Below are 10,615 nucleotides of genomic sequence, written 5' to 3'. Positions count from 1 at the left end.
GTCACCGTCGTGTCACCCTGGACCCATGCCCGAAGGTGACACGGTCTGGCAGGCCGCGAGACGGCTGCACGACGCGCTCGCGGGCCATGTGCTGACCCGCGGCGACCTGCGAGTGCCCCGGTTCGCCACCGCCGACCTCACGGGCCGTGGTGTGCTGGACGTCACCCCGCGCGGCAAGCATCTGCTGACCCGTCTCGAGGGCGGGCTGACCCTCCACTCGCATCTGCGGATGGAGGGCGCCTGGAAGGTGTTCGCGAACGGGCAGCGCTGGAGCGGCGGCCCGGCGCACCAGATCCGCGCGATCCTCGGCACCACCGACCGCACGGCCGTCGGCTACCGCCTGCCCGTGCTGGAGCTGATCCGCACGGCCGAGGAGAGCCGAGTCGTCGGACATCTGGGCCCCGATCTGCTGGGCCCCGACTGGGACCCGGGCACAGCCCTCGCCAACCTCCTGCGGGACCCGTCCCGGCCGCTCGGCGAGGCCCTGCTCGACCAGCGCAACCTGGCCGGTGTCGGCAACGTGTACAAGAGCGAGATCTGCTTCCTGCTCGGCGTGACGCCCTGGCTCCCGGTGGGCGCCCTGCCCGCCGACCGCGCCGAGGTGCTGCCCGTCCTCGCCCAGCGGCTGCTGGAGGCCAACCGCGAACGCCCGGTGCGCGGCACCACGGGCCTGCGCGGCCAGGACCTCTTCGTCTACGGCCGCGCGCCGCGCCCCTGCCTGCGGTGCGGCACGTCGGTCCGCAAGGCCGACCAGGGCGACGGCTCACGGGAGCGCCCCACCTACTGGTGTCCGCGCTGCCAGGCGGGTCCGGCCCCGGCCCCCGGCGCACCGCGCGCGGGCCGGGCGGCGCCGACCCGGCACCGTACGACCAATTGACGACCCGTCAGATCTGCTCGTACGGTCCTTGCATGCCCGTCTCGGCGTACGACCTCACCGGACGCACCGCATTCGTCACCGGCGCCGCCGGCGGTATCGGCCGGGCCTGCGCGCTGCTGCTCGCGGAGGCGGGGGCGAGCGTGCACTGCGCGGACCGGGACGCGGCCGGGCTGGACGAGACCGCCGCCCTGGTCGAGAAGCGGGGCGGCGCGGCCCGCGTCCACCGGCTCGACGTCACCGACCGCGACCGGCTGCGGCAGGCCATGGCGTCCTGCGAGCGGCTCGACGCGCTGGCCGCGGTGGCCGGGATCATGCATCGCAGCACGGTCCTGGAGACCCGGGACGAGGACCTCGACCGCGTGCTGGCCGTGAACTTCAAGGGCGTGCTGTACGCCTGCCAGGAGGCCGCCCGGCGGATGCTCGCCGAGGGGACGGCGGGCAGCATCGTCACGATGGCCTCGGGCGCCGTCGACACCGGCGGCCCGGGGCTGCTCTGCTACGGCGCCGCCAAGGCCGCCGTGGTCCAGCTCACCAAGACGCTGGCGACGGAGCTGGGCGGGCACGGCATCCGCGTCAACGCGGTGGCGCCGGGCTGGACCCGTACGCCCATGACCACCCGCGACGACGCGGCGGCGCAGACCCGCACGGAGGCGGCGATGGCCCGTCTGTCGCCGCTCGGCAGGGTCGGGGAGCCGGAGGACGTGGCGCACGCGGTGCTGTATCTGGCGTCCGACGCGTCGTGCTTCACCACGGGTCAGATTCTTCGCCCGAACGGGGGTGTGGCGATGCCGTGGTAGACGGTTCCGCAGGGTCGGCGAACGGCGGCGAGGCGGTCGTGGCACCCGAGGCGCCCGGCGACGGGGAGGCGCCCCGCCCGTCCGGGCCGACGGCGGACACCGGGCCCACACCCCCGGCCACCGGCTCCCCCGAACCCTCGATCTCGGCCACCGGCCTCCGCGAACCCTTGACCTCGACCCCGGCCACCGGCCCCCGCGAACCCGGGCCCCCCACTCCAGCCCCCGGCTCCCCCGAAGCCGAGCCCGGCCCCTCACCCGAGCCCAAGACCCCAGCCCATGGTGTCCCCGCGAACTCTCCCCGCCTCCGCCCCCGAAGCCGCGCCCCCACCGCTCGTGCCTTGGGCACGCAGTGCACCGGCAGCAGGCTCACGCTCCAGCCGCCGACGACGACCGCGCCCTCCAGCGCGCCGGCCCGCGGGGTCAGGGCGAGCCGCAGCGCGGCCCACCACCACACCGCCCCGAGTCCCAGGGCGGCCGCCCTGCGCACTGTCCGCCCTGCCATGGCCCGCCACCTCCACCCGGACGTTAGAGCGCCGCCCGGACGCCCGGACAGGGCGCACCGACGGCACACGGACGCATCCGGCGGAGCCGGCGGGTCACGTCGTCCCTCCACGATGACCGCGCGGGACCGCTCCGGCAACGCGGGCCGCCCGGACCTGCGGGAACACCGTCCGGGCAGGAAAAAACCCCGACCGCGCCTCCCCGGGGAAGTCCCGGAGAGGCCCCGGCCGGGGCCTCACAGATGCACGTCGGCCCGACGGCCGATGGTGTGCGGGTCAGGCGGCGACGACGTCCACGGCCTCGGCGGGCGCCTTGATGGTCACCCGCTCCGGCGGCACGCCGGTCACCGACACGGAACCCAGCATCGGACGGACCGGCGTGGGTACTGGCTGGCTGGGGGTGGCCGCAGCGGACTGGGCCAGCTCGGCGAGGGCGAGCTCGTCGCTCACTTCTCGCATGAGCTCGGACATCCGTACGTCCAGCGCGTCGCAGATGGCGGAGAGCAGCTCGGAGGATGCCTCCTTCTGCCCCCGCTCCACCTCGGAGAGATAGCCGAGTGAGACTCGGGCGGACGAGGAGACTTCGCGCAGAGTACGGCCCTGGCGCTGGCGCTGCCGACGCAGCACGTCACCCAGCAGGCGACGGAGCAGAATCATCGGTGGCTCCCTCCTCGGACCGTGTAACCGCATCCTTCTCGCCCCACCGTACCGCCTTGCGCCGCGGCCGTGCGGGGAGCGATGTCGTGTTCACTCAGGGCTGCAAACATCAAAACCCCCCGTTCCGTTCCGTATCCTGTGCCCGCTCATTCCCGGTCTGTTCGCTCGTCAGCTCCGCCAGAAGCAGGGCGAGCACGCTCCGTACACTCTCCATACGAATTTCCGCGCGGTCGCCGTTCAACCGCAGGGCCTCCACTTTTCCGCCACCGGCGGAACCTCCGCCAGGGCCGGACGGCCCCTCCACGGCCACGAAGACCGTCCCGACGGGCTGTCCGTCCTGGGCGTCGGGGCCGGCCACTCCGGTGGTCGCGAGACCCCAGTCGGCGCCGAGCGCCTTCCGGACGCCGGTCGCCATCTGGGCCGCGACCTGCGCGTCCACCGCGCCGCGGGCGGCCAGCAGGTCGCCGTCGACACCCAGCAGTTCACGCTTCAGCTCGGTTGCGTAGGCGGTCACCGACCCGCGGAAGACCTGGGAGGCCCCGGGGACGGCGGTGATCTCCGCCGCGACCAGGCCACCGGTGAGCGACTCCGCGACGGCGAGGGTCCCGCCGTTCACGGTCAGTAGTCGCACCACTTCGGTGGCCGTGGAATTCACGCTTCCGACTCCTCCAACGCGGCTTTTCGTTCGGCGATTCCCTTACGCCGCAGGACAATGGCCTGTCTCACATAGTCGAGGCCGGTGACCACGGTGAGGACGACCGCCACACCCATCACCCAGAACCTCAGGGTCGCCAGCCATCCCGTCAGCGGCAGCACGTACATCCCGACGGCGACGCCCTGGGTGAGCGTCTTCAGCTTGCCTCCGCGGCTCGCCGGGATCACGCCGTAGCGGATGACCAGGAAACGCAGGAGGGTCACGCCGAGTTCCCGGCCGAGGATGACGATCGTGACCCACCACGGCAGATCGTCGAGCGCGGAGAGACAGATCAGCGCCGCACCCATGATCGCCTTGTCGGCGATGGGGTCGGCGATCTTCCCGAAGTCGGTGACGAGGTTGTAGGTGCGCGCCAGATGCCCGTCGAACAGGTCGGTGATCATGGCGATTGCGAACGCCGCCCAGGCCAGGGCGCGCCAGGCCGGGTCGTATCCGCCGTCGGCCAGCATCAGCGCGACGAACCCCGGCACGAGGATGAGCCGGAGCATCGTCAGCAGGTTGGCGATGTTCCAGACGCTGGCCTGGTTGACGGCCGCGGCGGCGATCTTCTTGCCGCGCGGGGCCTTCGTGCCGTCGGTCTCGACCGTGCCGTCGGCCTCGACGGTCTCGGCGGGGGCCGTGACGGCGGAGCCGGCATCAGACATGTCCGGGGCAACCTCGTCGCCGGGCGCCTGTCCGGCCGGGGAGGAGCCGCCCGCGGCGGATGCCGGAACTCCGGTCATCTGGCGGCCTCCTCACTGATCATGGCCGAGCCGGTCACGGCCGGGCCGGGAAGCGGTTCGGCCACCAGGTCGACGCCTTCCGTACCGACCACCTTCGCCTCGACCATACGTCCGACCGCGAGACCCGCGCCGCTCGTGAGGAGGACCTGGCCGTCGGTCTCGGGGGCCTGGTGCGCGGCGCGGCCGCGCACGCCCTCCTCCTCGTCCACGGACTCCACCAGCACGTGCACGCTCTCGCCGAGGCGCTCCTCGGCGCGCTGCGACACGAGCTGCTCGGCCAGCCGGGAGACCCGGGCGAGCCGCTCGGCGACGACGTCCTCGTCGAGCTTGGTGTCGTACGTCGCGGCCTCGGTGCCCTCCTCGTCGGAGTAGCCGAAGACGCCGATGGCGTCGAGGCGTGCGTGGGTCAGGAAGCGCTCCAGCTCGGCCAGGTCGGCCTCGGACTCGCCGGGGAAGCCGACGATGAAGTTGGAGCGCACGCCGGCCTGCGGGGCCTTGGTGCGGATGGTGTCCAGCAGTTCCAGGAAGCGGTCGGTGTCGCCGAAGCGGCGCATCGCGCGCAGCACGTCGGGCGCGGAGTGCTGGAAGGACAGGTCGAAGTAGGGGACGACCTTCTCGGTGGAGGTCAGCACGTCGATCAGGCCGGGGCGCATCTCGGCCGGCTGGAGGTAGCTGACGCGGACCCGCTCGATGCCGTCGACGTCGGCGAGCTCGGGCAGCAGGGACTCCAGCAGCCGGATGTCGCCGAGGTCCTTGCCGTAGGACGTGTTGTTCTCGGAGACCAGCATGATCTCCTTCACACCCTGCTCGGCCAGCCAGCGGGTCTCGTTGAGCACGTCGCTCGGGCGGCGCGAGATGAAGGAGCCGCGGAAGGACGGGATGGCGCAGAAGGTGCAGCGCCGGTCGCAGCCGGAGGCGAGCTTCACCGAGGCGACCGGGGCGCCGTCCAGGCGGCGGCGCAGCGGCGCGCGCGGGCCGGAGGCGGGCGCGACGCCGTCGGGCAGGTCGCTGGGGCCGTGGCCGGGCAGCGCGACGTCCGCGGCGGACTCCTGACGCTCGGCGGGGCTGATCGGCAGCAGCTTGCGCCGGTCGCGGGGGGTGTGGGACGCGTGGATCCCGCCGTTCAGGATGGTCTGGAGGCGGTCGGAGATGTCGGTGTAGTCGTCGAAGCCGAGCACGCCGTCGGCCTCGGGCAGGGCCTCGGCGAGCTCCTTGCCGTACCGCTCGGCCATGCAGCCGACCGCCACCACCGCCTGGGTTCTGCCGTGGTCCTTGAGGTCGTTGGCCTCCAGGAGGGCGTCGACGGAGTCCTTCTTGGCGGCGTCGACGAAGCCGCAGGTGTTGACGACGGCGACGTCTGCGTCCGCGGCGTCCTCGACGAGCTGCCAGCCGTCCGCCTCCAAACGGCCTGCGAGCTCCTCCGAGTCCACCTCGTTGCGGGCGCAGCCAAGAGTGACGAGTGCGACGGTACGGCGTTCAGGCATGGGCTCTAGAGTACTTCGTCCCGCTGACACCCCACGTCGACGGGGTTGGCCGATCTTGGCCAACCCCGTGCGCACTTACCCGTCCGGCCCCCTGTCACCGGGATCCGAGGCCTTCGGCTAGCCGACCTCGGGGTCGCCCTTGGTGTACGTCAGGCGCTCCACGGCGCCCGGCTGGAAGTCGTCCTCGATCTTCTTGCCGTTGACGTAGAGCTGGATCGCGCCGGCGTCGCCGAGGATCAGGTTGATCTTCGAGCTGTCCTGGAAGGTCTTGGACTCGCCCTTGGCGAGGAGTCCGTCGAACAGCATCCGGCCGTTGTGGTCCTTCGCGGAGATCCAGCTGCGTCCGTCGACCGCGCTGACCCGGACGGTGACCTTGTCCTGGGGCGCGGCCGCGATGGCGCTGTCGGACGGCTCCGGGGTCTGCTCGGCGGACTTGCTGATCTTGGGGGTGGGCGTGGCGGGCGAGCTCGTCGTGGGCGTGGAGCCCTCGGCGACCTGCGTCTTGTCGTCGCTGCCGGAGTCCCCGCCCTTGACGGCGGTGAAGCCGACGAAGCCGACGACGGCGACGATGGCGGCGACCATGGCCGCCGTCCAGTTGGGGCCGCGCCGTTCGGGGCGGATGCGCTCCGCCTCGAAGAGGGGTGCGGCCGGGGTGGGTGCGGGACGTCCGCCGTGGGCGGCGTCGTACTGCTGGAGCAGTGGTTCCGGAGCGATGTGCACGGCCCTGGCCAGGGTGCGGATGTGGCCGCGGGCGTAGACGTCACCCCCGCAGGGGGCGAAGTTGTCCGCCTCGATGGCGTGCACGATGGCGATACGGACCCGGGTGGCGGTACTGACGTCGTCGACGGTCAGCCCGGCCGCGATGCGCGCCTGCTGCAGGGCGCGGCCGATGGAAGTGCTGGCTTCCTCGCGATCGTCTTCGAACGGACGCTCGTCTTCAGGGGAGTTGCTGCCGATGGACACGGGGGCGCCTTTCGAGCGTTTAGCCGCCTGTGCTGGAGGTTCAGTGTAGGGGGGGTGCGAAAGGGTGAGGCAACCGGGCGGTACGACTTGATACGCCATCGGAATGGCCGGTCACGCCGATGGCGGGACGGACCCGAACCCCATTGTGGGACCCGTATCCGTCCTTTCGCTCAACTTGACGTACGACGCAGGGAAACGGTTGCTCGTTGATCCCTAACGGGTGAGTCACGTTCGACCGCGGACCAGTCCTGTTCGATCCTGGCCCACCCGCATCGGGCAACCGCTTCCCGCGCGCCGTCCTCGTCTCACGCTTCCCCGCGAATCACCGCGATCACGCCGTCGAGTTCGTCGCCCTTCACAAGAACGTCACGTGCCTTGGATCCCTCGCTGGGTCCGACGATGCCGCGGGACTCCATCAGGTCCATCAGACGGCCGGCCTTCGCGAACCCGACGCGCAGCTTGCGCTGGAGCATGGACGTCGAGCCGAACTGGGTGGAGACCACCAGTTCGGCGGCCTGGCACAGCAGGTCGAGGTCGTCGCCGATCTCCTCGTCGATCTCCTTCTTCTGCTTGGTGCCCACGACGACGTCGTCCCGGAAGACCGGGGTCATCTGGTCCTTGCAGTGCTGGACGACCGCGGCGACCTCCTCCTCGGTGACGAAGGCGCCCTGCATGCGGGTCGGCTTGTTCGCCCCCATCGGCAGGAACAGCCCGTCGCCCTTGCCGATGAGCTTCTCCGCGCCGGCCTGGTCGAGGATCACGCGCGAGTCGGCGAGCGAGGAGGTGGCGAAGGCCAGCCGGGAGGGCACGTTGGCCTTGATCAGGCCGGTGACGACGTCGACCGAGGGGCGCTGGGTCGCGAGCACCAGGTGGATGCCGGCCGCGCGCGCGAGCTGCGTGATGCGCACGATGGCGTCCTCGACGTCGCGGGGGGCCACCATCATGAGGTCGGCGAGCTCGTCGACGATCACGAGCAGATACGGGTACGGGCTGAGTTCCCGTTCGCTGCCCTCGGGCAGCTTCACCTTGCCGTCGCGGATGGCCTGGTTGAAGTCGTCGATGTGCCGGTAGCCGAACGCGGCGAGGTCGTCGTAGCGCAGGTCCATCTCGCGCACCACCCACTGCAGGGCCTCCGCGGCCCGCTTGGGGTTGGTGATGATCGGCGTGATCAGGTGCGGGATGCCCTCGTAGGCGGTCAGCTCGACGCGCTTGGGGTCGACCAGGACCATGCGGACGTCCTCCGGGGTCGCCCGCATCATGACCGAGGTGATCAGGCAGTTGATGCAGGACGACTTGCCGGAGCCGGTCGCGCCGGCCACCAGCATGTGCGGCATCTTCGCCAGCGAGTGCATGACGTAGCCGCCCTCGACGTCCTTGCCGAAGGCGACCAGCATCGGGTCGTCGTCCTCGGCGGACTCGGCGAGCCGCAGCACGTCGCCGAGGTTGACCATCTCGCGGTCGGTGTTGGGGATCTCGATGCCGACCGCGGACTTGCCGGGGATCGGGCTGATGATCCGCACGTCCGGGCTGGCGACGGCGTACGCGATGTTCTTGGTGAGCGCGGTGATCCGCTCGACCTTCACGGCGGGGCCGAGCTGCACCTCGTAGCGGGTGACCGTCGGGCCGCGGGTGAAGCCGGTGACGGCGGCGTCCACCTTGAACTCGCCGAAGACCTTGCGCAGGGAGTCGACGACGACGTCGTTGGCGGCGCTGCGCGCCTTGCCTGGGCCGCCCCGGGTGAGCAGGTCCAGCGAGGGCAGCGCGTAGGTGATGTCGCCGGACAGCTGGAGCTGCTCGGCGCGCGGCGGCAGGTCGCGGACCTCCTCGGGCGCCGACTTGGTGAGGTCGGGCACGACGGAGTCGACGGGGAGCTTCTGCTGCCGGGGGCGGCCGGGCGCGATGTCCTTGGCCGGGGCGGGCTGCTCGGGGCGGGCCGCCGGTACGGGCGTCGGCGTGGTGTCCTCGCGGTCGCGGTCCCCGACCCGTACGCCCTGGGTGAGGTCGGCGACGATCGGTGACGGGGGCATCCCGTGCAGGACGGCCCCGTCGAGCGCCGCCGCGGCGGCCGCGGCGACGTCCACCGCGTCCATCTGCCGCTCCATGTCGGGCTGCGGGACCGCGGAGCGCCTGGGGCGGCCCCGGCGCCGCGAGAGGGCCTCCTGCTCGGCGCTGTCGGGGTCGTACGGCTCCGCGCCACCGCGGCGTCCGCGGGGACGCTCGGGCAGCCCCTCGCGCCACTGCTCGTCGTACCGCTCGTCGTCGTCGGGGAACTCCCCCTCGGCCACCACCGGGTCGTGCACGACCCCGAGGCGCACGCCGAGCGCCCGCAGCCGCTGCGGGATCGCGTTGACCGGCGTCGCGGTGACCACGAGCAGTCCGAAGACGGTGAGCAGCACGAGCAGCGGTACGGCGAGGACCTCGCCCATGGTGTACGTCAGGGGGGTCGCCGCGCCCCAGCCGATGAGGCCGCCCGCGTCCCTTATGGCCTGCATCCCGTCGCTGCGGGCGGGCGCGCCGCAGGCGATGTGCACCTGGCCGAGCACGCCGATCACGAGCGCGGACAGCCCGATGACGATCCGGCCGTTGGCCTCCGGCTTCTCGGGGTGCCGGATGAACCGCACGGCGATCACGGCGAGCAGTATCGGCACGAGCAGGTCGAGGCGGCCGAACGCGCCGGTCACCAGGATCTCCACCAGGTCGCCCACGGGCCCCTGGAGGTCCGCCCAGGTTCCGGCGGCGACGATCAGCGCGAGACCGAGCAGGAGCAGGGCGACGCCGTCCTTGCGGTGGGCCGGGTCGAGGCCCTTCGCGCCGTTCCCTATGCCGCGGAACACCGCGCCCACGGCGTGCGCCACGCCGAGCCACAGGGCGCGCGCCAGCCGGTAGACACCGCTGGTCGGGTTCGGCGCGGGCTTCGGGGGCGGGGCCGCCTTCTTCGCGGCCGCCTTCTTCGCCGGTGCCTTCTTCGCCGCGGCCTTCTTCGCCGCAGCCTTCGCGGGAGCGGCCGCCTTCTTCGCGGGCTGCTTCTTGGCTGCGGAGGAACGTGAGGCCATGGGTGTGAGGTTACCGGTGGAGACGACAGCGGACACGTGTGCCCACAGCTTCACCCGTTCGTGTCGCCCGCACCGGGGCGGTCGGCTGACGGCTGGTCATGGTCCGGTTTGCGACGGCGGATTCCACGCCCCGCACCCCTCCACCCGGCGCCGCACCGCGCGCCGGGCGCCCGGCCGTCAGCCCTGTGACGACACGGACGGTGCGCTGCCCGTGCCCGGCTCCAGGGCGTCCAGCGCCCGGCGCAGGCCGGTCAACTTCCGTTCCAGATGCGCCGCGGTGGCGACCGCCGCCGCGTCCGCGCTGTCGTCGTCCAGCTGCTTGGACAGCGCCTCGGCCTGCTCCTCGACGGCCGCGAGGCGCGCGGACAGCTCGGCGAGCAGTCCGGGCGACTCCTTCGCGCCGCCGGCGGCCTGCCTGCCGCCGCCCTCCAACTGGAGCCGCAGCAGCGCCGCCTGCTCCCGCAGCTGGCAGTTCTTCATGTACAGCTCGACGAAGACGGAGACCTTGGCGCGCAGCACCCACGGGTCGAACGGCTTCGAGATGTAGTCGACCGCACCCGCCGCGTAACCCCGGAAGGTGTGGTGCGGGCCGTGGTTGATCGCGGTGAGGAAGATGATCGGGATGTCCCGTGTCCGCTCCCGTCGCTTGATGTGCGCCGCGGTTTCGAAACCGTCCATGCCCGGCATCTGGACGTCCAGCAGAATGACCGCGAAGTCGTCCGTGAGCAGTGCCTTGAGCGCTTCCTCCCCGGACGATGCCCGCACCAGCGTCTGATCGAGCGCGGAGAGGATGGCCTCCAACGCAAGCAGATTCTCCGGCCGGTCATCGACCAGGAGGATCTTGGCC

General features: G+C 72.0%; 9 protein-coding genes. 2 read left to right on the top strand and 7 right to left on the bottom strand.

Translation table 11 applies throughout. The features are described from left to right. The first annotated feature begins 25 nt into the window (after nt 1–25). Nucleotides 26–877 carry an Fpg/Nei family DNA glycosylase gene (locus tag WN71_RS27490; RefSeq protein WP_046591593.1) on the top strand — a complete coding sequence of 284 codons (852 nt, stop codon included), beginning with the start codon at nt 26–28 and terminating at the stop codon, nt 875–877. Between the two features lie 32 nt (nt 878–909). Then, nucleotides 910–1,674, top strand: a complete 765-nt coding sequence (locus tag WN71_RS27485; RefSeq protein WP_046591592.1) for an SDR family NAD(P)-dependent oxidoreductase — start codon at nt 910–912, stop codon at nt 1,672–1,674. 776 nt (nt 1,675–2,450) lie between these two features. Here the strand turns inward: WN71_RS27485 and WN71_RS27480 are convergent. From WN71_RS27480 to WN71_RS27450, 7 genes are all read right to left on the bottom strand, one after another. Beyond that, nucleotides 2,451–2,831, bottom strand: a complete 381-nt coding sequence (locus WN71_RS27480; protein WP_046591591.1) for a helix-turn-helix domain-containing protein — start codon at nt 2,829–2,831, stop codon at nt 2,451–2,453. 109 nt (nt 2,832–2,940) lie between these two features. After that, the gene (locus WN71_RS27475) at nt 2,941–3,486 is read right to left on the bottom strand and encodes a CinA family protein (protein ID WP_046591590.1); all 546 of its coding nucleotides are present in this window, start codon (nt 3,484–3,486) and stop codon (nt 2,941–2,943) included. Then, nucleotides 3,483–4,268: a CDP-diacylglycerol--glycerol-3-phosphate 3-phosphatidyltransferase gene (gene pgsA / locus WN71_RS27470; protein ID WP_046591589.1), complete on the bottom strand. Its 786-nt coding sequence runs from the start codon at nt 4,266–4,268 to the stop codon at nt 3,483–3,485. Before pgsA ends, WN71_RS27475 begins: the two co-directional genes overlap by 4 nt. Further along, nucleotides 4,265–5,752, bottom strand: a complete 1,488-nt coding sequence (gene rimO, locus WN71_RS27465; RefSeq protein WP_079178151.1) for a 30S ribosomal protein S12 methylthiotransferase RimO — start codon at nt 5,750–5,752, stop codon at nt 4,265–4,267. The genes pgsA and rimO overlap by 4 nt, the downstream gene beginning before the upstream one ends. Nucleotides 5,753–5,869: 117 nt before the next feature. Next, nucleotides 5,870–6,715 carry a helix-turn-helix domain-containing protein gene (locus WN71_RS27460; protein ID WP_046591587.1) on the bottom strand — a complete coding sequence of 282 codons (846 nt, stop codon included), beginning with the start codon at nt 6,713–6,715 and terminating at the stop codon, nt 5,870–5,872. A gap of 305 nt (nt 6,716–7,020) precedes the next feature. Next, nucleotides 7,021–9,768 carry a DNA translocase FtsK gene (locus WN71_RS27455; protein WP_420856533.1) on the bottom strand — a complete coding sequence of 916 codons (2,748 nt, stop codon included), beginning with the start codon at nt 9,766–9,768 and terminating at the stop codon, nt 7,021–7,023. 177 nt (nt 9,769–9,945) lie between these two features. Continuing rightward, a partial coding sequence (locus WN71_RS27450; RefSeq protein ID WP_071369887.1) for a response regulator occupies nt 9,946–10,615 on the bottom strand: 670 nt, incomplete at its 5' end.

This window comes from Streptomyces mangrovisoli (genome assembly GCF_000974985.2).
Lineage (GTDB): Bacteria > Actinomycetota > Actinomycetes > Streptomycetales > Streptomycetaceae > Streptomyces > Streptomyces mangrovisoli.
This window is presented reverse-complemented; position numbering and strand designations above follow the sequence as displayed.